The organism is Citrobacter sp. Ce104, assembly GCF_030334595.1.
In the GTDB taxonomy this organism is placed as follows: Bacteria; Pseudomonadota; Gammaproteobacteria; order Enterobacterales; family Enterobacteriaceae; genus Citrobacter; species Citrobacter europaeus.
Genome location: NZ_JAOWDP010000064.1, coordinates 633,607 through 659,827, shown reverse-complemented (window position 1 = coordinate 659,827; position 26,221 = coordinate 633,607). Strand labels below are relative to the sequence as shown.

Sequence of the window (26,221 nt, the reverse complement as noted above, 5' to 3'; positions counted from 1 at the left end):
GGGTTTTTTTTTGTCACGCATTTTGCATGGGAAGAGTGCGAAAACAGCGTTTCAGTGTTAGCGTTACAACAAAAGATTGTTATGCTTGAATTATGGCGATGTCGTACCCATTACTGAGGGACTAGCTGATAATCCGTCCATAAGGTTACAATCAGCACAGCAGGTTTTTTCAAATTTTATCCAGGAGACGGAAATGTCATACAGCGGCGAACGAGATAACTTTGCACCCCATATGGCGCTGGTGCCGATGGTCATTGAACAGACCTCACGTGGTGAGCGCTCTTTTGATATCTATTCTCGTCTACTTAAGGAACGCGTCATTTTTCTGACCGGCCAGGTCGAAGACCATATGGCTAACCTGATCGTGGCGCAGATGCTGTTCCTGGAAGCAGAAAACCCAGAAAAAGATATCTACCTGTACATCAACTCCCCTGGTGGAGTGATCACTGCCGGGATGTCTATCTATGACACCATGCAGTTTATTAAGCCGGACGTCAGCACCATTTGTATGGGCCAGGCGGCCTCAATGGGCGCGTTCCTGCTGACTGCCGGGGCGAAAGGTAAACGTTTTTGCCTGCCTAACTCTCGCGTCATGATCCACCAGCCTCTGGGCGGTTACCAGGGCCAGGCAACGGATATTGAAATTCATGCCCGTGAAATCCTGAAGGTAAAAGGGCGCATGAACGAACTTATGGCGCATCATACGGGTCAATCTCTTGAGCAGATTGAACGTGATACCGAGCGCGATCGCTTCCTCTCCGCTTCTGAAGCGGTAGAGTACGGTCTGGTCGACTCGATTTTGACCCATCGTAATTAATGCCCAGCGCGCAGGTGTGCCGCTATAATTACCTGGAGCGGCACAACGCTGACTAGCGTCTTGCGCCTGAGAATGGCATTTGCGTCGTCGTGTGCGGCACAAAGAACAAAGAAGAGGTTTTGACCCATGACAGATAAACGCAAAGATGGCTCGGGCAAATTGTTGTACTGCTCTTTTTGCGGCAAAAGCCAGCATGAAGTGCGTAAGCTGATTGCCGGACCATCCGTGTATATCTGCGACGAATGTGTTGATTTATGTAACGACATCATTCGCGAAGAGATTAAGGAAGTAGCACCGCACCGTGAACGCAGTGCGCTGCCGACGCCACATGAAATTCGCAACCACCTGGACGATTACGTTATCGGTCAGGAGCAGGCGAAGAAAGTGCTGGCGGTCGCGGTATACAACCATTACAAACGTCTGCGCAACGGCGACACCAGCAATGGCGTCGAGTTGGGCAAAAGTAACATCCTGCTGATTGGCCCGACGGGTTCCGGTAAAACGCTGCTGGCTGAAACGCTGGCGCGCCTGCTGGACGTTCCGTTCACCATGGCCGACGCCACCACGCTGACCGAAGCCGGTTATGTGGGGGAAGATGTTGAGAACATTATTCAGAAACTGCTGCAGAAATGCGATTACGATGTACAGAAAGCACAGCGCGGGATCGTCTATATCGATGAAATTGACAAGATTTCTCGTAAGTCCGATAACCCGTCCATTACCCGTGACGTTTCCGGCGAAGGCGTACAGCAGGCGCTGTTGAAACTGATCGAAGGTACGGTTGCTGCCGTTCCGCCGCAGGGTGGTCGTAAACATCCTCAACAGGAATTCCTGCAGGTTGACACCTCTAAGATCCTGTTTATCTGTGGCGGTGCCTTTGCCGGTCTGGATAAAGTGATTGCTAACCGTGTTGAAACCGGCTCCGGCATTGGTTTTGGCGCAACGGTAAAAGCGCAGTCTGACAAAGCCAGCGAAGGTGAACTGCTGTCGCAGGTAGAACCAGAAGATCTGATCAAATTTGGTCTGATCCCTGAGTTCATCGGTCGTCTGCCGGTTGTCGCGACGCTGAGCGAGCTGAGCGAAGAAGCATTGATCCAGATCCTCAAAGAGCCGAAAAACGCCCTGACCAAGCAGTACCAGGCGCTGTTCAATCTTGAAGGTGTCGATCTGGAATTCCGTGAGGAAGCGCTGGATGCGATCGCCAAGAAAGCGATGGCGCGTAAAACTGGTGCTCGTGGTCTGCGTTCAATCGTCGAAGCCGCGCTGCTCGACACCATGTACGATCTGCCGTCTATGGAAGACGTCGAAAAAGTGGTGATCGATGAGTCGGTGATTGGCGGTCAGAGCAAGCCGTTGCTGATTTACGGTAAGCCGGAAGCGCAGCAGGCATCTGGCGAATAATTCATCAATTCATACAGACATTTAATTAAAAAGGGGGGATTTTATCTCCCCTTTTATTTTTCCGTAAACATGGCGTTGAATGTGTGGGAAACATCCCCATATACTGACATACATGTTAAAGGTGGTGTGGAGCACAGTCGTACCACCTGATTACCTGGCGGAAACTAAACTAAGAGAGAGCTCTATGAATCCTGAGCGTTCTGAACGCATTGAAATCCCCGTATTGCCGTTGCGCGATGTGGTGGTTTATCCGCACATGGTCATACCCTTATTTGTAGGGCGGGAAAAATCTATCCGTTGTCTGGAAGCGGCTATGGACCATGATAAAAAAATCATGCTGGTCGCACAGAAAGAAGCGTCAACGGATGAGCCGGGTGTAAACGATCTTTTCACCGTCGGGACCGTGGCCTCTATTTTGCAGATGCTGAAACTGCCTGACGGCACCGTAAAAGTGCTGGTCGAGGGGTTACAGCGCGCGCGTATTTCTGCGCTGTCTGACAACGGCGAGCATTTCTCTGCGAAAGCGGAGTACCTTGACTCGCCAGCCATTGATGAGCGCGAACAGGAAGTGCTGGTGCGTACCGCTATCAGCCAGTTCGAAGGCTATATCAAGCTGAACAAGAAAATCCCACCAGAAGTGCTGACGTCGCTGAACAGCATTGACGATCCTGCACGTCTGGCGGACACCATCGCTGCACACATGCCGCTGAAGCTGGCTGACAAGCAGTCCGTGCTGGAGATGTCCGACGTTAACGAACGTCTGGAATATCTGATGGCGATGATGGAGTCTGAAATTGATCTGCTGCAGGTTGAGAAACGCATTCGCAACCGCGTGAAAAAGCAGATGGAAAAATCCCAGCGTGAGTACTATCTGAACGAGCAGATGAAAGCCATTCAGAAAGAGCTCGGCGAGATGGACGATGCGCCGGACGAAAACGAAGCGTTGAAGCGTAAAATCGACGCGGCGAAAATGCCGAAAGAGGCAAAAGAGAAAGCGGAAGCAGAACTGCAGAAGCTGAAAATGATGTCTCCGATGTCCGCGGAAGCGACCGTAGTGCGTGGCTACATCGACTGGATGGTTCAGGTACCGTGGAATGCGCGTAGCAAGGTCAAAAAAGACCTGCGTCAGGCGCAGGAAATCCTCGATACTGACCACTACGGTCTGGAACGCGTCAAAGATCGTATCCTTGAGTATCTCGCGGTTCAAAGCCGTGTGAACAAAATCAAGGGACCGATCCTGTGCCTGGTTGGGCCGCCGGGGGTAGGTAAAACTTCTCTGGGACAGTCCATCGCTAAAGCCACCGGACGTAAATATATTCGTATGGCGCTGGGCGGCGTGCGTGATGAAGCTGAAATTCGCGGTCACCGCCGGACCTATATTGGCTCTATGCCGGGTAAACTGATCCAGAAAATGGCTAAAGTGGGCGTTAAAAACCCGCTGTTCCTGCTCGATGAGATCGACAAAATGTCTTCTGACATGCGTGGCGATCCGGCTTCCGCATTGCTTGAGGTGCTGGATCCAGAGCAGAACGTGGCGTTCAGCGATCACTACCTGGAAGTGGACTACGACCTCAGCGACGTGATGTTCGTTGCGACCTCTAACTCCATGAATATTCCAGCGCCGTTGCTGGATCGTATGGAAGTGATCCGTCTGTCCGGTTATACCGAAGACGAGAAGCTGAACATTGCTAAACGTCACCTGTTGCCGAAACAGATTGAGCGTAATGCGCTGAAAAAAGGCGAGCTGACGGTCGACGATAGCGCCATTGTGGGCATTATTCGTTACTACACCCGTGAAGCCGGCGTGCGTAGTCTGGAGCGAGAAATCTCCAAACTGTGCCGTAAAGCGGTGAAACAGCTGCTGCTCGACAAGTCGCTGAAACACATCGTGATCAATGGTGATAACCTGCACGACTACCTGGGCGTTCAACGCTTTGACTATGGCCGCGCGGACAACGAAAACCGCGTTGGTCAGGTAACGGGTCTGGCGTGGACGGAAGTGGGCGGCGATCTGCTGACTATCGAAACCGCCTGCGTACCGGGTAAAGGTAAGCTGACCTACACCGGTTCGCTGGGTGAAGTCATGCAGGAATCCATTCAGGCAGCACTGACCGTGGTGCGGGCGCGTGCGGAAAAACTGGGTATTAATCCGGACTTTTACGAAAAACGCGACATCCACGTTCACGTACCTGAAGGGGCGACGCCGAAAGATGGTCCAAGTGCGGGTATTGCCATGTGTACCGCGCTGGTGTCTTGTCTGACCGGTAACCCGGTACGCGCCGATGTGGCGATGACCGGTGAGATCACCCTGCGTGGTCAGGTTCTGCCTATTGGTGGTTTGAAAGAAAAACTGCTGGCGGCACACCGTGGTGGTATTAAAACGGTCTTAATTCCAGACGAAAACAAACGTGACCTGGAAGAGATTCCGGACAACGTGATTGCCGATCTGGACATCCATCCGGTGAAACGCATTGAGGAGGTTCTGACGCTTGCGTTGCAAAATGAGCCCTCCGGAATGCAGGTTGTGACCGCAAAATAGTGACCTCGCGCAAAGAGCACTAATAAAAACAGGGCTGGCAGGCCATTTCGGACTTGCCAGCCTTTTTTTGTATAGCTAATTTAGATGACGGATTGGGCTTGCCATCATTAACGGGTGTTGTAAGGGCATGGCAGGCCTGATATAACTGCTGCGCGTTCGCACTTTGAAGGATTCAGGTGCGATATAAATTATAAAGAGGAAGAGAAGAGTGAATAAATCTCAACTGATCGACAAAATTGCTGCAGGGGCTGATATCTCTAAAGCTGCGGCTGGACGTGCGTTAGATGCAATTATTGCTTCTGTTACTGAATCTCTGAAAGAAGGTGATGACGTGGCGCTGGTAGGTTTTGGTACTTTTGCCGTTAAAGAGCGTGCTGCCCGTACTGGTCGCAACCCGCAAACAGGTAAAGAGATCACCATCGCCGCGGCTAAAGTACCGGGCTTCCGTGCAGGTAAAGCACTGAAAGACGCGGTAAACTAAGTGATTTCCCCTTTGGGGATGTGACGAAGTACAAGGGCGCATCGACTGATGTGCCTTTTTTATTTGTAATTCCGGTACTTTCTACGCGTTGTGGGCTGACAATTGCCCCTGTTTCTTGTCACAATAGACCTTTGTGCGCAGCGTTCAGGAAACGCTATGCTGCGTGAAGCATATATACTCAAAATCCTTGCCGCCGTTGTTGTGCCTGCGCGCAGGCGGCTTGAGAGATAACGCGTATAGTCATCTACAGCGGAGTGTGGTTACACCATGATGGACAGCTTACGCACGGCTGCTAACAGTCTCGTGCTCAAGATTATTTTCGGTATCATTATCGTGTCGTTCATTTTGACCGGCGTGAGTGGTTACCTGATTGGCGGGGGCAATAACTTCGCCGCCAAAGTGAATGGCCAGGAGATCAGCCGCGGGCAGTTCGAGAATGCGTTCAACAGCGAACGTAACCGCATGCAGCAACAGCTGGGCGATCAATACTCCGAACTGGCTGCGAACGAAGGCTACATGAAAACGCTGCGTCAGCAGGTGCTGAATCGTCTTATTGACGAAGCGCTGCTGGATCAGTACTCCCACGAGCTTAAGCTCAACATCAGCGACGATCAGGTCAAACAGGCTATTTTCGCCACGCCTGCGTTCCAGGTGGACGGCAAATTTGATAACAACCGCTACAACGCGATTGTTAATCAGATGGGTATGACCGCCGATCAGTACGCTCAGGCATTACGTAATCAGCTCACTACCCAGCAGCTGATCAACGGTGTTGCCGGTACGGACTTCATGCTGAAAGGCGAAACGGACGAGCTGGCGGCGCTGGTTGCACAGCAGCGTATCGTTCGCGAGGCGACGATTGACGTTAACGCACTGGCCGCGAAGCAGTCTGTTACCGAGCAGGAAGTTGCCAGCTATTACGAGCAAAATAAAAACAACTTTATGACGCCGGAGCAGTTCCGCGTGAGCTACATCAAGCTGGACGCCGCTGCTATGCAGGAGACGGCCAGCGATGCTGATATTCAGTCTTACTACGACCAGCATCAGGACCAGTTCACTCAGCCGCAGCGTAACCGCTACAGCATCATTCAGACCAAAACGGAAGATGAAGCCAAAGCGGTGCTGGACGAGCTGAACAAAGGCGGTGATTTCGCTGCGCTGGCAAAAGAAAAATCTGCTGACATCATCTCTGCCCGTAAAGGCGGCGACATGGGATGGCTGGAAGATTCCACCACTCCGGATGAGCTGAAAAGTGCTGGTCTGAAAGAAAAAGGCCAGCTGTCAGGCGTGATTAAGTCTTCCGTTGGTTTCCTCGTTGCGCGTCTTGACGACGTACAACCTGCACAGGTTAAACCGCTGAGCGAAGCCCGTGACGACATTGCGGCGAAAGTGAAGCAGGAAAAAGCGCTGGACGCGTATTACGCACTGCAGCAGAAAGTGAGCGATGCCGCCAGCAACGATAACGAATCCCTGGCGGGCGCGGAGCAGGCTGCTGGCATGAAAGCGGTTGAGACGGGCTGGTTTAGCCGTGACAGCCTGCCGGAAGAACTGAACTTCAAACCGGTCGCTGACATCATTTTCAATGGTGGTCTGGTTGGCGAAAACGGTACGCCTGGCAGTAACTCCGACATCATCACCGTGGACGGCGATCGTGCGTTTGTACTGCGTATTGCAGAACACAAAGCCGAAGCCGTTAAGCCACTGGCTGAAGTGAAAGATCAGGTAACTGCGCTCGTTAAGCACAATAAAGCAGAGCAGCAGGCGAAGCTTGATGCCGATAAACTGCTGGCGGATCTGAAAGCTGGTAAAGGCGATGAAGCGATGAAAGCGGCGGGTCTGAGCTTTGGCGAGGCGAAAACGCTGAGCCGTACCGGGCAGGATCCGCTGAGCCAGGCGGCCTTTGGCCTGAGCCTGCCAGCGAAAGACAAACCGAGCTACGGCGTGGCGAACGATATGCAGGGTAATGTTGTTCTGCTGGCGCTGGACGAGGTGAAAGCCGGTTCTATGCCTGAAGCGCAGAAGAAAGCGATGGTTCAGGGGATTACCCAGAACAACGCGCAGATTGTCTTCGAAGCGCTGATGAGCAACCTGCGTAAAGCCGCAAAAATTAAAGTCGGTGACGCGCTGGAACAGCAGCAATAACCGAGGCTGCTCGCAAAAAATTGCAAAAAGTTGTATCGACAAAAGGCCGCTTTCGCGGCCTTTTCCATTTCTGATATTTGCCGTTTGTCTGTCGTTGTGCACCCCGCTATCGTGATTCCACTGTTAACAAACAAGGAGAAAACAGTATGAAACATGGAATCAAAACCCTTCTTATCACTCTTTCATTGACCTGTGCCGGCATGGCTCAAAGCGCACTGGCTGCAGAGCCTGTCGCCAAAAGTCAGGCGACTCAAGCCAAAGCGGATGCTTCCACAGTGGCGCAAAGCAAAGCCACGTCAGCGGCTAAAGCGAGCGACGATGAAGGTACCAGGGTAAGCATCAACAGTGCTTCTGCTGAGGATTTAGCTCGAGTCATGAATGGCGTTGGTCTGAAGAAAGCGCAGGCGATTGTGAGCTATCGTGAAGAGTACGGACCGTTTAAAACGGTGGAGGACTTAAAGCAGGTGCCGGGCATGGGTAGCTCGCTGGTTGAGCGTAATTTGGCAGTTTTAACACTTTAATAACTTGCGCAGTGGCCAATATTTGCCACACTAGAGAGGTCATACCAGTTATGGCCTCACTACCCTGAATATATTCCTATAAAAACGTAAGGTTCCTGCGCTATGCAAACACAAATCAAAGTTCGTGGTTTTCATCTTGATGTCTATCAGCACGTTAACAATGCCCGCTATCTGGAGTTTCTGGAAGAAGCCCGCTGGGATGGTCTGGAAAACAGCGACAGCTTTCAGTGGATGACCGCACACAACATCGCTTTTGTGGTCGTTAATATTAATATTAACTACCGCCGACCTGCGGTGCTGAGTGATCTGCTGACCATCACCAGCCAGGTCCAACAGCTAAATGGTAAAAGCGGCGTGTTGAACCAGACCATCACCCTGGAGCCGGAAGGACAGGTGGTGGCAGACGCGTTGATTACCTTCGTCTGCATTGATTTGAAAACGCAAAAAGCGCTGCCGCTGGAAGGGGAGTTGCGCGAAAAATTGGAGCAGATGGTGAAGTAGTGGCTGCGAGTGTCTGCAGGCCGGATAAGCAAAAGCGCCATCCGGCATCACTCAACGTATTACTTTAACCCGGTTTTCTGCTTCATTGCCGCCATCACCGCCGATTTATCCGCCAGATAATGGTTCAGGCCGTTGGCGCGCAGATTACACGCCGCACAGTGACCGCAACCGTCACCTTTGATGCCGTTATAACAGGTCAGCGTTTCTTCGCGTACCAGGTCCAGCTTGCCCCAGTAATCGGCCAGTGCCCAGGTTTCGGCTTTATCGATCCACATTAACGGTGTTTCAAAGCGGATATCTTTTGCCATCCCCAGGCTTACGGCATGGTTCAGGGCTTTGACGAACTCATCGCGACAGTCCGGGTATCCGGAGAAATCCGTTTCGCAAACGCCGGTAATGACCGCTTCTGCCTGTACCTGATACGCGTAAATCGCCGCCAGCGTTAAAAACAGAATATTGCGTCCAGGCACAAAGGTGTTGGGGATGCCGTTGGCATCAGGTTCGTAATCAGGTACCGGAATGTTATCGCGGGTCAGGCTACTGACGGCCAGTTCGCTGAGCAGCGTGACATCAAGGACTTTGTGCGCACGCGCGCCGAGTTTTAAGGCCAGGTCACGTGCGACATCAATCTCAGCGCGGTGGCGCTGACCATAATCAAAGGTCACGCAATGCACTTCATCATACTGATGCAGCGCTTGCGCCAGACAGGTTGTGGAGTCCTGGCCTCCACTGAATACAACAACGGCACGTTTCATGGCTTTTCCTGACTAGTAACGAAAGCGCTTATGGTAGCGCCTGGGCGTGTCGCCGACCAGCTTCTTCACGCTGAAGGCGGCGGCAGCCAGGCTTCGGTAAACTCGAACCAGCCGCGAGGGTTCAGGCGTACGCCGTTCACACCTGGAGGGGCGCTAATACGATAGTGATAATTGAACAGCGGCGTCAGGGTCGCGTCATGCATCAGCGTGGCGAAAACTTGTTGTAAAGCCGCGTGACGATCGTCTTCATCAGCCTGAATTTGCAAGGCATCCAGAGTGGTTTGCAGATGAGTATAAGCCGGCGCGCTCAATACGTGTGACCAGAGCTGATCGCAGCGCAGCCACTGTTCGAGGGTATATTCAGGCGCTTCGCCAATTAGCCTGTCGCCCATCATCAGGTCGGCCTGGGCTAAAGGATGATCGCCATCCCAGTTCTTGGCATTATGAAAAATAAGCGTTAATTCACAACCGAGCAGCGCCAGCGCCTGGCGAAGCTGTTCAGCCATCGCATGCAGTTCTACCGGCAGATGATAGGCCAGCGTTAGTTTTTTCGGCAGCGTTACCTCGTCCAGTTCATCCCATTGTGGGATAGTCCATCCTGGCAGCAGCGCATTGCTTGGCGTAATCAGGTTTTCATCCACTTCAAGCGTTTGTAGCAGGGAAGAGCGGTGGATAATATTGACCAGTCGGCGGGCCTGCTGCGTATTCAGGCGCGCGCTTTTTCTGAGCGTAAGATAGCAAAAACCGAGGCTGATGCCGCTGCTTACCTGGCTTAGCATGGGCAATTCTTCGGGCTTACCAATCGCAATTTGCACCGGATGGCGACAGCTGGTGCCCAAATCCTGGGAGAAGAGTTGCGGGGTTATCCAGTATTCAATGGCTTTTAGCAGCGGATGACTCAGGTGGTAGTGATCGTGACTTTCGATACGCACCAGTTCAGGAGTAAACAGCGTCAATCGGAACGGACCAGTACCCACAAACGGATGTTCAGGATGCGCCAGATGACTGCTGTAGCTTGCCAGACGATGCGCCAGCCAGAAGTCGGGGCGATGCAGAATAAAGGTCAGGCACTGGGGATGCGTCACTTCAATGCGCTTCACGCTGATAAACAGCTTATTCAGCGCGGGTAGCGCTAACAGCTTCTGCAATTGTTGATGTAGCTGCGTGCTGCTGACCGCATCGCCGTTATGCCAGTGCAGGGTGGAACGAATATAGAAATCCCAGCGCAGGCCATCGGCGGAGATATTCCAGTGGTGGGCTAAATCTCCGCAGGGGCGTTGCGTCTTGCTGTCGAACCGTGTCAGTCCAGAAAATAGTTGTCCGGCGAGGTGTTGCTCCGCGCGACCGGGGAGAAATCCAGGGTGCAAAGGGTCGAGCTGGCGGTAATAGGGGATACGCAGGGTTGGCGTGTCGTTTTGCCACTGACCTCCCATAAACGGTTGTAGCAACGTTCTTAATTCGCCTGGCGCCAGTTGAGCCAGTTCAAGTACGCTGAGCTGTTCTCCCTTTTGCAGCGCCTGTTCCATCATGGTGTTGCGCAGCGAATCTGGCGTCACCAAAAAACGTAGCAGCCCGCGTTTCCCGCGCCCCGACTGAGCGTACCACTCCAGCCAGCCAGCATCCTGCGCTTGCTTTAGCAAGGTTCGCACGTGGCGCTCGCTGCAAAAACAGCGTTTGGCCAGTTCGCCCACGGTCACTGACTGTGGTTCGCCGTTCGACGGTTGCCACAGGCGCTGGTACTGATTCAGTCGATTCAATAATCGCATATAAACCCGGAACAATTCATTTTATCTATTCACTATTACTTCCGTATATCTCAGGTGATACTGAATCACAAGTTAACCGCGTCACAGTGTGGAGAAAGAAATGGCTCGTCTGGCTGCATTTGATATGGATGGCACCCTTTTGATGCCGAATCACCATTTAGGTGACGAAACGCTTTCAACGCTGGCGCGCCTGCGTGAACGTGATATCACCCTGACCTTTGCCACCGGTCGCCATGTGCTGGAGATGCGCCATATTTTGGGTTCTGTGTCACTGGACGCTTTTTTGATCACGGGTAACGGCACGCGTATTCACTCTCTTGAGGGCGATGTGCTGCACCGTCAGGATCTGGATCCGAATGTTGCGGATATCGTGCTACATCAGAAGTGGGATACCACCGCCAGCATGCATGTCTTTAATGACAACGGTTGGTTCACCGGACAAGAGATCCCCTCGCTGCTGCAGGCGCATGTATATAGCGGATTTCGCTACCAGATTGTCGATGTGAAACGTATTCCTGCTCATCAGGTCACGAAAGTTTGTTTCTGCGGCGATCATGACTCCCTGATCCAATTACGCATTCAGCTGAATGAAGCGCTGGGTGAACAGGCGAATCTCTGTTTTTCCGCGTTTGATTGTCTTGAGGTACTGCCGTTGGGCTGTAACAAAGGATCTGCGCTGGCGGTACTAAGCGACCACTTAGGTTATTCAATGGCCGAGTGTATGGCGTTTGGCGATGCCATGAACGATCGCGAAATGTTAGGCAGCGTTGGTCGCGGTCTGATTATGGGTAACGCGATGCCGCAACTGATTGCCGAACTGCCTCATTTATCGGTGATTGGGCATTGCCGCAATCAGGCAGTATCACACTTTTTGACGCATTGGCTGGACAATCCGCATCTACCTTATTCCCCCGAATGAGAGATCCCTTCCAGCAAGCCAGACTTCGCGTCTGGCTTTTTTTTATCCTGTTAATGGGTGTTCAGAAGTCGGGCGAGTTCCCCTTTCCACGGCGTTAAATCACCGATCTGCGCGTCGACCCATTGTGGGTTGTAGTAGGTTTCCAGATAGCGTTCGCCACTGTCGCACAGTAGCGTTACCAGTGAACCGGTAACGCCTGCATCGCGCATACGAGCGGCAAGCTGCAGGGTTCCCCACATGTTGGTACCGGTTGAAGCGCCGACTTTGCGGCCCAATTGCGTTTCCAGCCAGTGCGCGGTAGCCACGCTTGCGGCATCCGGTACGCGCAACATTTCATCAACCACGTCAGGAATGAAAGACGGTTCGACACGCGGGCGGCCAATGCCTTCGATTTTACTTCCTACCGGGCTGCGCAACGTTGCATCGCGATCCTGCCAGAAGGGCAGAAAGACCGAGTTTTCCGGGTCCACAACCATCAGTTGAGTGTCGTAGCCCTGACAGCGGATATAGCGGCCAATGGTTGCTGAGGTGCCGCCGGTTCCGGCACTCATCACGATATGGCGGGGAACGGGGTTGGGCTCGCACTGCATCTGACGAAAGATGCTGTCGGCAATATTATTATTGCCACGCCAGTCGGTGGCGCGTTCAGCGTAAGTGAACTGATCCATGTAGTGACCGTTCAGCTCACGCGCCAGCTGTTCAGAAGCCGCATAGATTTCGCAGGCGCTTTCCACGAAATGGCAGCGACCGCCGTAGAATTCAATCTGTTCAATTTTACGTTTCGCCGTACAGGAAGGCATGACGGCAATAAACGGCAGTCCTAACAGTCGGGCGAAATAAGCCTCAGAAACCGCCGTTGAACCGGACGATGACTCAATGATGGTGGTGCCTTCTTTGATCCAGCCATTGCACAATCCGTACAAAAACAGTGAGCGCGCCAGACGATGCTTCAGGCTCCCGGTCGGATGCGTGCTCTCATCTTTTAAATAGATCTGAATGCCCGGGAACGCCGGTAGCGACAGACGAATGAGATGCGTATCCGCAGAACGCTGATAATCCGCGTTGATTTCATTGATGGCGTTTTTAACCCAGGAGCTATTCATCATTAATAGATATCCATTTGTCATTTTGTGCCCAGAATAGCGAAAAGCACGGAAAAAATTGTTGCCATTTAGCCTTTAAAATAGAATGTAAGGAGAAAATTCTTCTCTGTGGAGTGGTTATGTTAGACAAAATTGACCGCAAGCTGCTTGGCTTACTGCAACAGGACTGCACCCTTTCTTTGCAGGCGTTAGCAGATGCCGTTAATCTGACTACCACCCCCTGCTGGAAACGTCTCAAACGACTTGAGGATGACGGTATCCTGCTAGGCAGAGTCGCGCTGTTGGATCCAGAAAAGCTGGGGCTGGGACTCACCGCGTTTGTGCTGATCAAGACTCAGCATCACAGCAGCGAATGGTATTGCCGCTTTGTCACTGAAGTGACCGGAATGCCCGAGGTTCTGGGATTCTGGCGTATGGCTGGGGAGTATGACTACCTGATGCGAGTGCAGGTTGCCGATATGAAAAGCTACGATGAATTCTATAAGCGCCTGGTGAACAGCGTACCGGGCCTGTCTGATGTCACCTCCAGCTTTGCGATGGAACAGATTAAATACACAACTGCTCTACCTATTGAATAATTCTCCCGGCGCTCATTGCCGGAAATCTTGTCAGGACATAACGCGTGCGATTATTTGCTCAATTAAGCTGGTACTTCCGCCGGGAGTGGCGTCGCTATCTCGGGGCAGTGGCCTTGCTTATCATCATCGCTATCCTTCAGCTTATTCCGCCGAAAGTGGTTGGGATCATTGTCGATGGCGTGACGACACAACGCTTCACCACCGAGCGGCTGCTGATGTGGGTGGGAACAATTGCCCTGATCGCAGTGGTGGTTTATTTGCTGCGCTATGTCTGGCGCGTGCTGCTGTTTGGCGCATCCTACCAACTGGCGGTTGAACTGCGGGAAGATTATTACCGTCAGCTGAGTCGCCAGCATCCAGAATTTTATCTGCGTCACCGTACGGGCGATCTGATGGCGCGTGCAACTAACGATGTCGATCGCGTCGTATTTGCCGCCGGAGAAGGTGTGCTGACGCTGGTGGATTCGCTGGTGATGGGGTGTGCGGTGCTGATCGTGATGTCTACGCAGATAAGCTGGCAATTGACGCTGATTGCGCTTCTGCCGATGCCGGTGATGGCGATAATGATCAAACGTTACGGCGATCGACTCCATAATCGCTTTAAGCTAGCGCAGGCGGCGTTTTCCAGTCTCAATGACCGTACTCAGGAAAGCCTGACCAGTATTCGTATGATCAAGGCCTTTGGTCTGGAGGATCGGCAGTCGGCATTATTTGCCGCCGATGCCGAGGATACCGGTAAGAAAAACCTGCGCGTGGCGCGCATTGACGCCCGCTTTGATCCCACGATTTATATTGCCATTGGTATGGCTAACCTGCTGGCGATTGCCGGAGGAAGCTGGATGGTGGTGCACGGTTCGCTGACGCTCGGCCAGCTCACCAGCTTTATGATGTATCTCGGTCTGATGATTTGGCCGATGCTGGCGTTGGCATGGATGTTTAATATCGTCGAACGCGGCAGCGCTGCCTACAGCCGGATTCGCGCTATGCTGGCCGAAGCGCCGGTGGTGGATGACGGCACTGAGTCGGTACCGGAAGGACGCGGCGAGCTGGCGGTGGCGATTCGCGAATTTTGTTACCCGCAGACCACCCACCCGGCGCTGGAAAATGTGAATTTCCAGCTTAAACCTGGACAGATGCTGGGCATCTGTGGTCCGACCGGCGCGGGAAAAAGCACGGTGCTGTCGCTGATCCAGCGTCATTTTGATATCACTCAGGGCGATGTACGCTTTCATAATATCCCGTTAACGCGCTTACAGCTTGATAGCTGGCGCAGCCGACTGGCGGTCGTTAGCCAGACGCCATTCCTGTTTTCAGATACCGTCGGTAATAACATCGCGTTAGGACGCCCACAGGCCACGCAGGAAGAGATCGAGCATGTGGCGCGCCTTGCCAGCGTTCATGAGGATATTTTACGTCTTCCGCAGGGCTACGACACCGAAGTGGGCGAACGTGGGGTGATGCTGTCTGGTGGGCAAAAACAACGTATTTCTATCGCTCGGGCACTACTGCTGAACGCTGAAATCCTGATCCTGGATGATGCGCTGTCGGCGGTGGACGGTCGTACCGAGCATCAGATCCTGCATAATCTGCGCCAGTGGGGCGAAGGCCGAACCGTCATTATCAGCGCCCACCGCTTATCGGCTCTGACGGAAGCCAGCGAGATTATCGTGATGCAGCATGGGCATATTGCCCAGCGCGGCGAGCATGACGTGCTGGTGCAGCAGGCTGGCTGGTATCGTGATATGTACCGCTATCAGCAACTGGAAGCGGCGCTGTCTGATGCACCAGAGATAAACGAGGAGGCGGCTAATGCGTAGTTTCGGGCAATTATGGCCGACTCTGAAAAGATTACTGGCATACGGTTCCCCATGGCGAAAACAGCTGGCGATTGCGGTCGTCATGCTGTGGGTGGCGGCTGCGGCGGAAGTCAGCGGCCCGCTGCTGATTAGCTATTTTATCGATAACATGGTGGCGAAGAACAATCTGCCGCTGGCGATGGTCGCCGGGCTGGTTGCGGCGTATGTCGGTCTGCAACTGCTGGCAGCAGGCCTGCATTATGCACAGTCATTGCTGTTTAACCAGGCGGCGGTTGGCGTAGTACAACAGCTACGCACCGACGTAATGGACGCTGCGCTGCGCCAGCCGCTCAGCGCCTTTGATACTCAGCCCGTCGGGCAGCTTATCTCCCGCGTGACCAATGACACCGAAGTGATTCGCGACCTGTATGTGACGGTGGTTGCAACGGTTCTGCGCAGCGCGGCATTAATCGGCGCCATGCTGGTCGCGATGTTCAGCCTCGATTGGCGTATGGCGCTGGTGGCGATGGCTATTTTCCCGGCAGTGCTGGTGGTGATGGTGATTTATCAACGCTACAGCACCCCGATTGTGCGCCGGGTTCGCGCTTATCTGGCGGATATTAACGATGGCTTTAACGAAGTCATCAACGGCATGAGCGTTATCCAGCAGTTCCGCCAGCAGGCGCGGTTTGGCGAGAGAATGGGGGAGGCCAGCCGCTCGCACTATATGGCGCGTATGCAGACCCTACGACTCGATGGCTTTTTGTTGCGCCCGCTGCTGAGCCTTTTTTCGGCGCTGATCCTCTGCGGTTTATTGATGCTGTTCAGCTTTACCTCTGGTAGCTCCATCGAGGTTGGTGTGCTGTATGCGTTTATCAGCTACCTCGGCCGTTTAAACGAGCCGCTTATCGAACTGACAACCCAGCAGTCAATGCTGCAGCAGGCGGTTGTCGCCGGTGAACGTGTGTTCGAATTGATGGACGGGCCTCGTCAGCGCTATGGTGAAGATGATCGACCGCTCAAAAGCGGTGACATTGAGGTGGATAACGTTTCATTTGCCTATCGCGACGACAATCTGGTGCTGCAAAACATCAGTCTGTCCGTGCCTTCGCGTAGCTTTGTGGCCCTGGTCGGACACACCGGCAGCGGCAAAAGTACGCTGGCCAGCCTGCTGATGGGGTACTACCCGCTGACGCAGGGTGAAATCCGACTTGACGGACGTCCGCTGTCTTCGCTGAGCCACGGTGCGTTACGTCAGGGCATCGCGATGGTGCAGCAGGATCCCGTGGTGATGGCGGATACCTTCCTGGCAAACGTCACGCTGGGTCGCGATATCTCAGAAGAGCGGGTATGGCAGGCGCTGGAGACCGTGCAACTGGCAGAACTGGCCCGCGGTTTGAGCGAGGGGATTCATACCCGGCTGGGTGAGCAGGGCAATAATCTCTCCGTTGGGCAGAAACAACTGCTGGCGCTGGCGCGGGTATTGGTTGAAACGCCGCAGGTGCTGATCCTCGATGAAGCCACGGCCAGTATTGATTCCGGTACTGAGCAGGCCATTCAGCAAGCTCTGGCGGCGGTCCGTGAACACACAACGCTTGTGGTGATTGCGCATCGGTTATCGACGATTGTCGATGCGGATACCATTCTGGTGTTACATCGCGGTCAGGCGGTTGAGCGTGGTACGCACCAGCAATTACTGGCGGCGCAAGGCCGTTACTGGCAGATGTATCAGTTGCAGCTGGCGGGGGAAGAGTTAGCCGCCAGCACGCAAGAGGATTCTGTTATCGCCTGACGGCGCAGCGCTTATCCGGCCACGCGGAGTCGTAGGTCGGGTAAGGCGTAAACGCCGCCATCCGGCAATCAACAATCTGGTGCAAAAATGTAACGCACTATGCACCGTTATAGTGCGTTTTTTCTTTTTCTCTCCTGGCTGTACCCTGCGAACCTGAATCATTCCGCGTTTTTCATTCCTGGCACATCCCTTGCAATATTCCTCTCGTGTATCTGCAGCCACTACTGAATTCTGACTGGAGGGGATCTATGAAGCTGGTTACCGTGGTAATCAAACCATTCAAACTGGAAGACGTCCGTGAAGCACTGTCGTCTATTGGTATTCAGGGGCTGACCGTCACCGAAGTGAAGGGGTTTGGCCGACAGAAAGGTCATGCTGAGCTGTACCGTGGGGCTGAATATAGCGTCAATTTTCTGCCAAAGGTGAAGATTGATGTGGCGATTGCCGACGACCAACTAGATGGCGTGATTGATGTCATCAGTAAGGCGGCATACACCGGAAAAATTGGCGACGGCAAAATCTTCGTCGCCGAGCTGCAACGTGTGATTCGTATTCGTACCGGCGAAGCCGACGAAGCCGCACTGTAACTTCTGGCACACAGTGATAGGAAACCAAAAAATGAAGATAGCAACGATGAAAACGGGTATTGCCTCACTGGCGCTACTGCCGGGACTGGCGATGGCGGCACCGGCGGTTGCGGATAAAGCAGATAACGCTTTTATGATGATCTGTACCGCGCTGGTGCTGTTTATGACTATCCCTGGCATTGCGCTGTTCTACGGCGGTTTGATTCGCGGTAAGAACGTGCTGTCGATGCTGACTCAGGTAACAGTGACATTCGCTCTGGTTTGTATTTTATGGGTAGTTTATGGCTACTCGCTGGCCTTTGGCGAAGGGAATAATTTCTTCGGCAACTTCAACTGGGTATTGCTGAAGAACATCGCGCTGACGGCGGTCACGGGGAGTTTCTACCAGTACATTCACGTTGCTTTTCAGGGTTCGTTCGCCTGTATTACCGTTGGGCTGATTGTCGGGGCGCTGGCTGAGCGTATTCGCTTCTCTGCGGTGCTGATTTTCGTGGTGGTGTGGTTAACGCTGTCGTACATCCCGATTGCCCATATGGTCTGGGGCGGCGGCTTGCTGGCTTCCCATGGCGCGCTGGATTTTGCCGGCGGAACGGTCGTGCACATCAACGCGGCGATAGCCGGTCTGGTTGGTGCGTATCTGATTGGCAAACGCGTCGGTTTTGGCAAAGAAGCCTTTAAACCGCACAACCTGCCAATGGTCTTCACCGGCACCGCTATTCTCTACATTGGTTGGTTTGGCTTTAACGCCGGTTCAGCGGGAACGGCGAATGAGATCGCCGCACTGGCCTTCGTCAATACCGTGGTCGCCACCGCTGCTGCCATCCTCGGATGGATCTTCGGTGAATGGGCACTGCGTGGCAAACCGTCTCTGCTGGGCGCTTGTTCTGGCGCTATTGCGGGTCTGGTAGGCGTAACACCGGCATGTGGCTACATTGGTGTCGGCGGCGCGCTGATTATCGGTGTCGTTGCGGGGCTGACTGGCCTGTGGGGCGTAACCATGCTGAAGCGTTTTCTGCGCGTGGACGATCCGTGCGACGTGTTTGGCGTTCACGGCGTGTGCGGCATTGTTGGTTGCATCCTGACCGGCGTTTTCGCTGCCAGCTCTCTGGGCGGCGTGGGCTTTGCTGAGGGCGTGACCATGGGGCATCAGCTGCTGGTGCAACTGGAAAGCGTGGCGATCACCATCGTCTGGTCCGGCGTGGTGGCCTTCATTGGCTATAAGCTGGCGGATATGACGGTGGGTCTGCGCGTACCGGAAGAACAGGAACGCGAAGGTCTGGATGTGAACAGTCACGGCGAAAACGCCTACAACGCTTGATGTTTCAATCTGCCGGATGGCAACGCTTTTGCGCCACCATCCGGTAATTCTTAATTGCGATTACGCATTACCCCTTCCTGCACGGTAGAGGCGACCAGCACACCGTCCTGGGTATAAAACTCCCCGCGAACAAAGCCCCTGGCTCCGGAGGCTGAAGTGCTCTCGACGTTATACAGCAGCCACTCATTGATATTGAATGGACGGTGGAACCACATTGAATGGTCAATAGTGGCGATCTGAATCCCTTTTTCCAGGAAGCCAATCCCGTACGGCTGCAGCGCTACAGGCAGGAAGTTCAGGTCTGAGGCATAACCCAGCAGATACTGATGGACGCGTAGATCGTCCTGCAGTTCGCCGTTAGCGCGGATCCAGACCTGGCGCGCCGGAGGTGCGACGTGACCTTTTAAGGGGTTATGAAACTCTACCGGACGCACTTCCAATGGACGATCGTTGATAAATTTTTCTTTCAACAGCGGTGGCAGCAAATGCGCCACTGAGCGGGCAATTTCCGTTTCGGATTTCAACTCATCGGGACCTGGCGCATCCGGCATGGTTTTCTGATGTTCAAATCCGTCTTCCGGTGCCTGAAAAGAGGCGGTCATATAAAAAATGGGTTTACCATTCTGGATCGCGGCAACGCGGCGTGCGCTGAAGCTGTTACCATCACGCAGGACTTCTACATCATAGATGATGGGCTTCTGGCTATCGCCGGGACGTAAAAAGTAGCTGTGAAAAGAGTGCACCAGACGCTCTTCTGGTACGGTTTCTTTGGCGGCATACAGCGCCTGACCGACAACCTGCCCCCCAAAAACCTGACGTAACCCTAAGTCTTCACTTTGGCCCCGAAAGAGTCCTTCTTCAATTTTTTCCAAATTTAACAATGTCAGCAAATTTTTCAGCGCCAGACTCATACGTGCTCTCCAGGTAATATCGATCTCGCAGCGAGGTAGGCAGAGTATAACGCAATTTTGAAAGTGGTCCGATGGGTGCAATTGTCTGAATTACTGGCCTATTACAGGCAAAAATAGCTGTCTTGTGCCACACTTAGTCACGTTATGTTTTTGTTAACCACTCTTCTGGCGGGGAAAGTTCTCGCTGGTGCATAGATGATAAGGAGAATTTAATGAAACTCGTGCACATGGTAAGTGGTTTAGCGGTTGCGGTCGCTCTGGCAGCCTGCGCCGATAAAAGTGCTGATATTCAGACGCCTGCGCCAAGCCCTAATACGTCAATTTCTGACACACAGTCTAAAATTCAACAACCGAATGTTTCCGGTACGGTATGGATCCGCCAGAAAGTGGCCTTGCCACCCGATGCGGTGCTGACCGTTACGCTGTCGGATGCTTCACTGGCCGATGCGCCGTCAAAAGTGCTATCGCAAAAAGCGGTCCGTACTGAAGGTAAACAGGCGCCATTCAGCTTCGTATTACCGTTTAACCCGGCAGATATTCAGCCTAACGCTCGTATTCTGCTGAGTGCGGCGATTACGGTGAATGATAAACTGGTCTTTATTACTGATACCGTTCAGACGGTCATTAATCAGGGTGGTAAAAAAGCCGACCTGACGCTGGTGCCTGTACAGCAAACAGCAGTACCGGTTCAGGCGAGCGGTGGGGCGACAACCACGGTACCGTCAACGTCACCAACCCAGGTGAATCCGTCGTCTGCGGTTCCAGCTCCCACGCAGTACTAAGGCAGTTGTAACCCTCTCCGCCAGGAGAGGGTTAGTACACCCAGCGATAGCGCTGTAAATCGATCTGTCCGCTTCCTGAAACCACTATTCCTTCTGCCAGCAGCGCCTGACGCTGTCGTTGCAGATCGGGACCCGTCAGCGAAATAGCTCCGTGGCGATTAACCACCCGATGCCAGGGGAGAGTGCTGCCTTCAGGTAGACGCTTGAGCACGCCGCCTACCTGGCGCGCAGCACGCGGCGAACCGGCAAGCCTGGCAACATCGCCATAGGTAGTGACGAAACCTTCGGGGATTGACGCGACGATTTGCCAGACGCGTTGGGGGAAAGTGTCTTGTATATCCATCATTTATTCCTGCGCTAATCCTCCAGCATAATGCCGAAAAGCGAAGGAGTGAAGCCGCATTGCGCAAGAAAACAGCATCCGATGCTGGATGGGTTGCAATTACAGGGTGCAGCAGTGATAATGCGCCTGCGCGTTGGTTAACAACGCTCTCAATGGGGGCTCTGTTGGTTCTCCCGCAACACTACTCTGTTTACCAGGTCAGGTCCGGAAGGAAGCAGCCAAGGCAGATGACGTGTGTGCCGGGATGTAGCTGGCAGGGCCCCCACCCATTTCTGCCGTCCGATATTTCCCTTCTGTTTATCTTCTTTTCTTTGTCATCGTAATGTCATTTTATTGTCATCAAATACTGTCAATGTGTTTCGGGGATGTTATTTGATGCTTTTGCCGCCGCCATCGCGCTGTAACGACATGGTCTTACTTTCGGTGTGTTTTGGCTGACCACAAGGATTTTCTACGATGTCGACCGCTGTATTGAATGTCAAAATTGATGAGGCGCTAAAAGAAAAGCTTCGCCATTACGCTGAAGTACATAATGAAAATTTAAGTATTGCGACGGAAAAACTACTGCTGATCGCGTTTTCCGCCGTTGAAGAGGCGGGAGTCTCCGCTGAGGATATCGATAGCCAGCACACGGAAGAATCCGTAGTTGAAGCACTGACTCCTAAAGAAATCAAAGCATTGCGAAGATTACTGAAGAAGAAAAAATGAAACAACAATCGCTCTCAACCGCCTGTAATTACGGCGAAGCCTGTGAAATGCTGCGCTCCGGTTATGTGAAACATGTTCGTCTGAGCTGGAACGTCGGCAGCGATGAGTTCTTCCGTATAGCCTCCGACTGGTGTGATGCCGGGGCAAAGATTAAGAAGGATGGTGAGAATTTCGTGATTTCCCTGAAGGGGTTCCCGGTTCCTCCTCAACGGTAATATTGCCGGGGCATCCTCGCCCATCACGGCATTCAAAGACGAGTCCTTTGACTCGTCGTTTAGATTATTTTACGCATTTTCCCGCTGCTGGCCTGCAAACGCAGGTTATCCCAAATGGGTTGCAATACCTGGAAGGCGGCACGCGTTGTGTCATCCGGTAACGTGAAAGGCATACGCAAAAAGCGGTCGAATGCGCCATCAAGGCCAAACCGCGTACCGGTTCCCAACTGAATGCCAGCGCTTTCGGCGCGCGTAGCGAACAGCGTTGCCAGCGTATCGGGCAGTTCAACCCAGAAAGAAAGCCCTCCCTGCGGCTGGGTAAATTGCCATTCCGGGAAATGTGAGTTCATCAGGTCCGAGCACAGATCTCGCTGGGATGTGAGCAGGCGTCTTCTGTCAGGAAGAAAGTCGGCGGCGTTATCCAGTAGCCAACTGGTGGCGAGTTGTTCAAGCACTGGTGAGCCCAGGTCGAAGGTGTCGCGGGTTTGTACCAGCGCGGCAATGGTTCGCGCCGATGCCCGGATCCAGCCCAGACGTAATCCTCCCCAAAAGCTTTTCCCTGCCGAACCGAGCAGGATGATCGGCGCATCGCGGTTGAATGCGGCAAGCGGTGGCGGCGGCGGGGCGTCATACCACAGGTTCACCATGGTCTCATCGACCACTAACGTAGTGTGGGTTCTTTCAGCAATATCCGCCACGACCTGGCGAGTTGCGGCATCCATACAGCGTCCGGTCGGGTTGTGAAAGTCCGGCATCAGATAAGCCATTCTCGGCGCAGTTTGTGCAAGGGTGGCGACCAGGCCCGCCGTATCCCAACCGTGCTCGGGCAGCGAGACGCCGATGGGGCGACATGATGCCCCTTGTATTGCCGCAATCGCCAGCGGATAAGTGGGGTGATCGACCACTACGCGATCGCCGGGGCCGGTGAGTAACCGCAGGATCAACGCCAGGCCACTGACCGCGCCGTTCACGACCATTATTTCATCGAGCTGTGTCGGGAGTCCGCGTTCGCAATAATGCCGGGCGATGGATTCACGCAAAACCGACAACCCCTGCGGCAGATACCCGGAGCTCTGCAGGTGCTGCGGCATTGCGAACAGCGCCTGCTGGTAAGCCTGATGAATTTCGGGACCGGCGTTCAGCGCCGCCGTGGACAAATCAAGCGCGGTGCCGGTGCTGGTCCGGGTCGGCACATGGCGAATATGTTCCGCCAGGATCACCCGCGAGCCGCTACCATGACGACTTTCCAGATATCCCTCTTCACGCAACTGCGCCATAGCGCTGGCGATGGTAGTTCGACTTACTTGCAGAACGGCGGCGAGCTCGCGTTCACCCGGTAAGCGGCTATCCAGCGCCAGTCGACCATCGAGGATCAGTAAACGTAACGCTTCTGCCAGCTGTCGCCAGATGGGGGTTCGCGAGGGGCTTTCCTGCCAGTGTCCGAGCAGGCGCTGCAAAGACTGGCTTCCGTAACGGCGAGATGACATAGCAGTCCACTTTTTGAAAACTGGACATTAATCATAGTGCCAATTGCGGTGAAGATGAAAGTTATCTGAGAGTGAGAGGAGAAAAGCATGCTGCGTCGTTTACTTCAGCTGTTTATCGGGCTGACGCTGTACGGTGTGTCGACGGCGATGTTTGTCCGTGCCGATTTAGGGGCCGATCCGTGGAACGTGTTTCACCTGGGGGTGGCAAATTTACTGTCGATGAATATCGGCGTGGTGATTATTGCCGTGGGCGTGTTGGTACTGCTGGCGTGGATACCACTGCGCCAGCGCCCAGGGTTTGGCACGTTGAGCAACGTGATTATGATTGGGCTGGCGGCAGATGCCGCGCTGCTGGTGATTCCGGGATTTGAATCCCTGCTGGCGCGCAGCGGGCTGTTGGTATCAGCGGTGATCCTGAATGCGTTAGCAACCAGTCTGTACATTGGTGCCGGTTTTGGCGCCGGTCCGCGTGACGGCCTGATGACCGGTATTCACGCGCGTACCGGCTGGCCAGTACGACGAATTCGAACCGCAATCGAAGTGTCGGTGCTGCTTATCGGTTGGTTGCTGGGAGGAACCGTTGGGTTAGGGACCGTGCTGTATGCACTGGCTATCGGGCCGCTCATTCAGATTTGCCTGCCATGGTTTCGCCATCAGCCGCAGGCGCGTATTCGCATCAGGAATGCGCCTGGGGCACGATCGCCTGCTGGCGACTAAACTTAACCTCGACTGACGCGGCCGGAATCGGCTTGCCGCGCAGTACACTTCGGAGGTTTTTCTCATGAAGTATGTTGATGGCTTTGTGGTTGCCGTACCCGCTGAAAACAAGGAGGCGTACATTGCGATGGCGGCAAAAGCAGCTCCGCTTTTCAAGGAGTTCGGTGCATTGCGCGTGGTGGAGTGCTGGGCAGATGATGTCCCCGACGGCAAACTGACCGATTTTCGCATGGCGGTGAAAGCGCAGGATCATGAAGAAGTCGTATTCAGTTGGATTGAATACCCTTCCAAAGAGGTCCGCGATGCGGCAAATCAGAAGATGATGTCCGATCCCCGTATGAAGGAATTCGGTGAATCTATGCCATTTGATGGCAAGCGAATGATCTACGGTGGATTTGCGCCCATTATGGAAGAGTGATGTGACTGGCTGTGCGGCGTGCCGCCAGCCATCTCAACATAAACAGCCATGTTAAAGCCGTTTTTCTGCCCACAGAATAAATTCTGCTTTCGGCAGCGCTTTGCTGTAAAGCCAGCCCTGACCGTACTGCACGCCGTGCTGGCGTAGCCAGGTTTCCTGATTCTCGGTTTCGATACCTTCCGCTACCATCTCCAGCTTCAGCGTTTTCGCTATCTCGATAATATGCGGCGTGACGTTGTTGTATTCCAGTGCATCGACGAACGATTTGTCTATCTTCAGGATGTCAACATCCAGATCCTGCAAATAGCTCAGGCTGGAATAGCCGGTACCAAAGTCATCAATATAAATTGAGTGACCCGCCTGACGGTATTTGGCAATAAACGGCGCGCTGTTTTTCGGGTCGGCAAATTCGCGTTCGGTGAGTTCCAGCGCGATTTGCGCAGGTTTTAGCTGCCAGTGGTTCACCTTCTGGCTTAACAGGGCAGGAAGCGTTTCGGAAGACAGATCGGCTGACTCAAGGTTGATGGAGATATGCTGCTCCGGATGCTGGCGCAGCCATTTTCCTAAATCATCAAATACGCTTTCAATAATCAAACGGGTGAGCTGTTCTGAGAGTCCGGTCTGCTGCGCCATGGGGACGAAGATTTCCGGCGACAGATAGCTCCCATCGGCCTGCTGCCAGCGAGCCAGCGCTTCTGCCCCGACCACTTTCCCCGTTTTGAGCGAGATAATCGGTTGGTAGTGGACTTTAATGTCCCGATGCTGGATAGCGTCCTGCAACTGGTGATGGGGCGACTGTAAGCGGCGCAAAATGCGCAGAACAAAGGCGGCGGTGAGCAGGCCGATAAGAATACCTGCCGGGAGCCAGATCAGCGCCTGTCGGTGCCAGGTTTTTTGCAATGGCAGGGTGGAGGCCCAGGTTACGATAGTGATGCCCAGCTCCGGGAAAGGGCGGGCGTTAAAAATGCTGCCATCTTTCTGAAAATGGGTAATCGAGCGTTCTTGCTGTACATGCTGCAAAACGTCCGAAGGCAGATCGGCGCTACTGGCAACCACGACGTTGCGCACAGTGCCAATGATAGTGACTTCAATTGGCCATGAGCCAAACGGGATGACGTCTATGAAAGAGCTCGGATCGACCATCACAACGTAATGTTCGCTCCCTAATGCCGCCATAAAGCGCTTAATCCCCAAATCGTTCTGCGTAGTAAGCCATGCGCGATATCCATCAGGCGTGACTTTCATTGCGGGGGGAAATGCGTCAGCCTGGCTTCTTTTTTCCAGAGATGAGCATTGCGGAACGTTATCTTTGAGGTACAGCACTTCCTGAATATAGCGATAGCTATATGACAAACGACGCATTTCCAGCAGATGCTCTTCACTACAAGGCACCCCCTGAAAGGCTTCAATATGGCGTAATGCTTTCCTGGCCTGCTCGCCTACGCGTTCCGTGCGTAATGCGACTCGCGTTGAGAACATATCGAGTTCATCGATAAATTTCGTTTCGACCTGACGATGTGCCAGCCACAAGCTTAAACCTACGGGCGCGAGGATGGAAAGAAACAGTACCCCTGTCACCAGGCTTATCAGATGTCGTGTTGTCACAGTGATATCCTTATTAACA

Annotated in this window: 24 protein-coding genes, 1 other RNA gene and 1 pseudogene; 19 read left to right on the top strand and 7 right to left on the bottom strand. The window is 53.5% G+C overall.

Going from position 1 to position 26,221, the window contains the following annotated elements:
- The first annotated feature begins 193 nt into the window (after window positions 1-193).
- The 7 genes from clpP to fadM all read left to right on the top strand — a co-directional run bounded on the left by clpP (window position 194) and on the right by fadM (window position 8,402).
- Window positions 194-817 (top strand): ATP-dependent Clp endopeptidase proteolytic subunit ClpP, encoded by a 624-nt coding sequence (clpP, locus tag OGW16_RS13755; protein WP_003021624.1) that lies wholly within the window; start codon window positions 194-196, stop codon window positions 815-817.
- A 126-nt stretch (window positions 818-943) separates the two neighbouring features.
- A complete protein-coding gene (gene clpX / locus OGW16_RS13750) occupies window positions 944-2,218 on the top strand; it encodes an ATP-dependent protease ATP-binding subunit ClpX (protein ID WP_003831013.1) in 1,275 nt (424 codons plus the stop codon).
- A gap of 184 nt (window positions 2,219-2,402) precedes the next feature.
- Window positions 2,403-4,757 (top strand): endopeptidase La, encoded by a 2,355-nt coding sequence (gene lon / locus OGW16_RS13745; protein WP_038638272.1) that lies wholly within the window; start codon window positions 2,403-2,405, stop codon window positions 4,755-4,757.
- A 190-nt stretch (window positions 4,758-4,947) separates the two neighbouring features.
- Window positions 4,948-5,238 carry a nucleoid-associated protein HU-beta gene (gene hupB, locus OGW16_RS13740; RefSeq protein ID WP_219352570.1) on the top strand — a complete coding sequence of 97 codons (291 nt, stop codon included), beginning with the start codon at window positions 4,948-4,950 and terminating at the stop codon, window positions 5,236-5,238.
- 267 nt (window positions 5,239-5,505) lie between these two features.
- Window positions 5,506-7,380, top strand: coding sequence for a peptidylprolyl isomerase (ppiD, locus tag OGW16_RS13735; protein ID WP_043015402.1), 1,875 nt, complete (start codon window positions 5,506-5,508; stop codon window positions 7,378-7,380).
- 146 nt (window positions 7,381-7,526) lie between these two features.
- On the top strand, window positions 7,527-7,901 hold the full coding sequence (locus OGW16_RS13730; protein ID WP_043015403.1) for a helix-hairpin-helix domain-containing protein: 375 nt from the start codon (window positions 7,527-7,529) through the stop codon (window positions 7,899-7,901).
- Between the two features lie 102 nt (window positions 7,902-8,003).
- Window positions 8,004-8,402: a long-chain acyl-CoA thioesterase FadM gene (gene fadM / locus OGW16_RS13725; protein ID WP_016152055.1), complete on the top strand. Its 399-nt coding sequence runs from the start codon at window positions 8,004-8,006 to the stop codon at window positions 8,400-8,402.
- Between the two features lie 59 nt (window positions 8,403-8,461).
- Here fadM and queC read toward each other — a convergent pair whose 3' ends face one another.
- Window positions 8,462-9,157, bottom strand: coding sequence for a 7-cyano-7-deazaguanine synthase QueC (gene queC, locus OGW16_RS13720; RefSeq protein WP_043015404.1), 696 nt, complete (start codon window positions 9,155-9,157; stop codon window positions 8,462-8,464).
- A 65-nt stretch (window positions 9,158-9,222) separates the two neighbouring features.
- Entirely contained in the window at window positions 9,223-10,923 is a 1,701-nt protein-coding gene (locus tag OGW16_RS13715) for an SgrR family transcriptional regulator (protein ID WP_075145066.1), read from the bottom strand.
- 100 nt (window positions 10,924-11,023) lie between these two features.
- Between OGW16_RS13715 and cof the strand changes: the two genes are divergently transcribed.
- The gene (cof, locus tag OGW16_RS13710; protein ID WP_047413023.1) at window positions 11,024-11,842 is read left to right on the top strand and encodes an HMP-PP phosphatase; all 819 of its coding nucleotides are present in this window, start codon (window positions 11,024-11,026) and stop codon (window positions 11,840-11,842) included.
- Between the two features lie 50 nt (window positions 11,843-11,892).
- On the opposite strand, the gene OGW16_RS13705 is transcribed toward cof, so the two are convergent.
- The gene (locus tag OGW16_RS13705; protein WP_220133950.1) at window positions 11,893-12,948 is read right to left on the bottom strand and encodes a PLP-dependent cysteine synthase family protein; all 1,056 of its coding nucleotides are present in this window, start codon (window positions 12,946-12,948) and stop codon (window positions 11,893-11,895) included.
- A 116-nt stretch (window positions 12,949-13,064) separates the two neighbouring features.
- Here OGW16_RS13705 and decR point away from each other — a divergent pair, with 116 nt between their 5' ends.
- The 5 genes from decR to amtB all read left to right on the top strand — a co-directional run bounded on the left by decR (window position 13,065) and on the right by amtB (window position 19,016).
- Window positions 13,065-13,523: a DNA-binding transcriptional regulator DecR gene (decR, locus tag OGW16_RS13700; RefSeq protein ID WP_003831023.1), complete on the top strand. Its 459-nt coding sequence runs from the start codon at window positions 13,065-13,067 to the stop codon at window positions 13,521-13,523.
- A gap of 44 nt (window positions 13,524-13,567) precedes the next feature.
- Window positions 13,568-15,340, top strand: coding sequence for a SmdA family multidrug ABC transporter permease/ATP-binding protein (locus OGW16_RS13695; protein WP_043015407.1), 1,773 nt, complete (start codon window positions 13,568-13,570; stop codon window positions 15,338-15,340).
- Entirely contained in the window at window positions 15,333-17,111 is a 1,779-nt protein-coding gene (locus OGW16_RS13690; RefSeq protein ID WP_080625619.1) for a SmdB family multidrug efflux ABC transporter permease/ATP-binding protein, read from the top strand. The genes OGW16_RS13695 and OGW16_RS13690 overlap by 8 nt, the downstream gene beginning before the upstream one ends.
- Before the next feature lie 248 nt (window positions 17,112-17,359).
- Complete coding sequence (gene glnK / locus OGW16_RS13685; protein WP_003021657.1) at window positions 17,360-17,698, top strand: P-II family nitrogen regulator; 339 nt, start codon at window positions 17,360-17,362, stop codon at window positions 17,696-17,698.
- A gap of 31 nt (window positions 17,699-17,729) precedes the next feature.
- Window positions 17,730-19,016: an ammonium transporter AmtB gene (amtB, locus tag OGW16_RS13680; RefSeq protein WP_286518523.1), complete on the top strand. Its 1,287-nt coding sequence runs from the start codon at window positions 17,730-17,732 to the stop codon at window positions 19,014-19,016.
- A gap of 50 nt (window positions 19,017-19,066) precedes the next feature.
- Here the strand turns inward: amtB and tesB are convergent, their stop codons facing one another.
- Window positions 19,067-19,927, bottom strand: a complete 861-nt coding sequence (gene tesB / locus OGW16_RS13675) for an acyl-CoA thioesterase II (protein ID WP_003831027.1) — start codon at window positions 19,925-19,927, stop codon at window positions 19,067-19,069.
- Window positions 19,928-20,139: 212 nt separating this feature from the next.
- Here tesB and OGW16_RS13670 point away from each other — a divergent pair, with 212 nt between their 5' ends.
- Window positions 20,140-20,709, top strand: coding sequence for a YbaY family lipoprotein (locus OGW16_RS13670; protein ID WP_043015409.1), 570 nt, complete (start codon window positions 20,140-20,142; stop codon window positions 20,707-20,709).
- A gap of 31 nt (window positions 20,710-20,740) precedes the next feature.
- Here OGW16_RS13670 and OGW16_RS13665 read toward each other — a convergent pair.
- A pseudogene (locus tag OGW16_RS13665) lies at window positions 20,741-21,130 on the bottom strand (MGMT family protein).
- An 84-nt stretch (window positions 21,131-21,214) separates the two neighbouring features.
- On the opposite strand from OGW16_RS13665, the gene ffs reads away from it, so the two are divergent.
- From ffs to OGW16_RS13650, 3 genes are all read left to right on the top strand, one after another.
- An RNA gene (ffs, locus tag OGW16_RS13660) (signal recognition particle sRNA small type) lies at window positions 21,215-21,311 on the top strand.
- Window positions 21,312-21,508: 197 nt separating this feature from the next.
- Window positions 21,509-21,760, top strand: coding sequence for a hypothetical protein (locus OGW16_RS13655; RefSeq protein WP_043015410.1), 252 nt, complete (start codon window positions 21,509-21,511; stop codon window positions 21,758-21,760).
- Window positions 21,757-21,975: a hypothetical protein gene (locus OGW16_RS13650; protein ID WP_016152066.1), complete on the top strand. Its 219-nt coding sequence runs from the start codon at window positions 21,757-21,759 to the stop codon at window positions 21,973-21,975. The genes OGW16_RS13655 and OGW16_RS13650 overlap by 4 nt, the downstream gene beginning before the upstream one ends.
- A 59-nt stretch (window positions 21,976-22,034) precedes the next feature.
- Here OGW16_RS13650 and yczR read toward each other — a convergent pair whose 3' ends face one another.
- Window positions 22,035-23,462, bottom strand: coding sequence for a MocR-like transcription factor YczR (gene yczR / locus OGW16_RS13645; RefSeq protein WP_193144606.1), 1,428 nt, complete (start codon window positions 23,460-23,462; stop codon window positions 22,035-22,037).
- Window positions 23,463-23,549: 87 nt separating this feature from the next.
- On the opposite strand from yczR, the gene yczE reads away from it, so the two are divergent.
- The gene (gene yczE, locus OGW16_RS13640; RefSeq protein WP_043015412.1) at window positions 23,550-24,179 is read left to right on the top strand and encodes a membrane protein YczE; all 630 of its coding nucleotides are present in this window, start codon (window positions 23,550-23,552) and stop codon (window positions 24,177-24,179) included.
- A 64-nt stretch (window positions 24,180-24,243) separates the two neighbouring features.
- On the top strand, window positions 24,244-24,597 hold the full coding sequence (locus tag OGW16_RS13635; protein ID WP_003831033.1) for a DUF1428 domain-containing protein: 354 nt from the start codon (window positions 24,244-24,246) through the stop codon (window positions 24,595-24,597).
- A 51-nt stretch (window positions 24,598-24,648) separates the two neighbouring features.
- Here OGW16_RS13635 and pdeB read toward each other — a convergent pair whose 3' ends face one another.
- Entirely contained in the window at window positions 24,649-26,202 is a 1,554-nt protein-coding gene (gene pdeB, locus OGW16_RS13630; RefSeq protein ID WP_286518522.1) for a cyclic di-3',5'-guanosine monophosphate phosphodiesterase PdeB, read from the bottom strand.
- Window positions 26,203-26,221: the final 19 nt, after the last annotated feature.

What these genes read in the sequence shown, in the direction of transcription:
- OGW16_RS13655 (WP_043015410.1), top strand. Translation starts at nt 21,509, where the DNA reads ATGTCGACCGCTGTATTGAATGTCAAAATTGATGAGGCGCTAAAAGAA.
- clpX (WP_003831013.1), top strand. Translation starts at nt 944, where the DNA reads ATGACAGATAAACGCAAAGATGGCTCGGGCAAATTGTTGTACTGCTCT.
- OGW16_RS13670 (WP_043015409.1), top strand. Translation starts at nt 20,140, where the DNA reads ATGAAACTCGTGCACATGGTAAGTGGTTTAGCGGTTGCGGTCGCTCTG.
- lon (WP_038638272.1), top strand. Translation starts at nt 2,403, where the DNA reads ATGAATCCTGAGCGTTCTGAACGCATTGAAATCCCCGTATTGCCGTTG.
- queC (WP_043015404.1), bottom strand. Translation starts at nt 9,157, where the DNA reads ATGAAACGTGCCGTTGTTGTATTCAGTGGAGGCCAGGACTCCACAACC.
- OGW16_RS13690 (WP_080625619.1), top strand. Translation starts at nt 15,333, where the DNA reads ATGCGTAGTTTCGGGCAATTATGGCCGACTCTGAAAAGATTACTGGCA.
- ppiD (WP_043015402.1), top strand. Translation starts at nt 5,506, where the DNA reads ATGATGGACAGCTTACGCACGGCTGCTAACAGTCTCGTGCTCAAGATT.
- yczR (WP_193144606.1), bottom strand. Translation starts at nt 23,462, where the DNA reads ATGTCATCTCGCCGTTACGGAAGCCAGTCTTTGCAGCGCCTGCTCGGA.
- clpP (WP_003021624.1), top strand. Translation starts at nt 194, where the DNA reads ATGTCATACAGCGGCGAACGAGATAACTTTGCACCCCATATGGCGCTG.
- OGW16_RS13705 (WP_220133950.1), bottom strand. Translation starts at nt 12,948, where the DNA reads ATGATGAATAGCTCCTGGGTTAAAAACGCCATCAATGAAATCAACGCG.
- OGW16_RS13650 (WP_016152066.1), top strand. Translation starts at nt 21,757, where the DNA reads ATGAAACAACAATCGCTCTCAACCGCCTGTAATTACGGCGAAGCCTGT.
- glnK (WP_003021657.1), top strand. Translation starts at nt 17,360, where the DNA reads ATGAAGCTGGTTACCGTGGTAATCAAACCATTCAAACTGGAAGACGTC.
- amtB (WP_286518523.1), top strand. Translation starts at nt 17,730, where the DNA reads ATGAAGATAGCAACGATGAAAACGGGTATTGCCTCACTGGCGCTACTG.
- OGW16_RS13730 (WP_043015403.1), top strand. Translation starts at nt 7,527, where the DNA reads ATGAAACATGGAATCAAAACCCTTCTTATCACTCTTTCATTGACCTGT.
- tesB (WP_003831027.1), bottom strand. Translation starts at nt 19,927, where the DNA reads ATGAGTCTGGCGCTGAAAAATTTGCTGACATTGTTAAATTTGGAAAAA.
- fadM (WP_016152055.1), top strand. Translation starts at nt 8,004, where the DNA reads ATGCAAACACAAATCAAAGTTCGTGGTTTTCATCTTGATGTCTATCAG.
- cof (WP_047413023.1), top strand. Translation starts at nt 11,024, where the DNA reads ATGGCTCGTCTGGCTGCATTTGATATGGATGGCACCCTTTTGATGCCG.
- OGW16_RS13715 (WP_075145066.1), bottom strand. Translation starts at nt 10,923, where the DNA reads ATGCGATTATTGAATCGACTGAATCAGTACCAGCGCCTGTGGCAACCG.
- OGW16_RS13635 (WP_003831033.1), top strand. Translation starts at nt 24,244, where the DNA reads ATGAAGTATGTTGATGGCTTTGTGGTTGCCGTACCCGCTGAAAACAAG.
- yczE (WP_043015412.1), top strand. Translation starts at nt 23,550, where the DNA reads ATGCTGCGTCGTTTACTTCAGCTGTTTATCGGGCTGACGCTGTACGGT.
- decR (WP_003831023.1), top strand. Translation starts at nt 13,065, where the DNA reads ATGTTAGACAAAATTGACCGCAAGCTGCTTGGCTTACTGCAACAGGAC.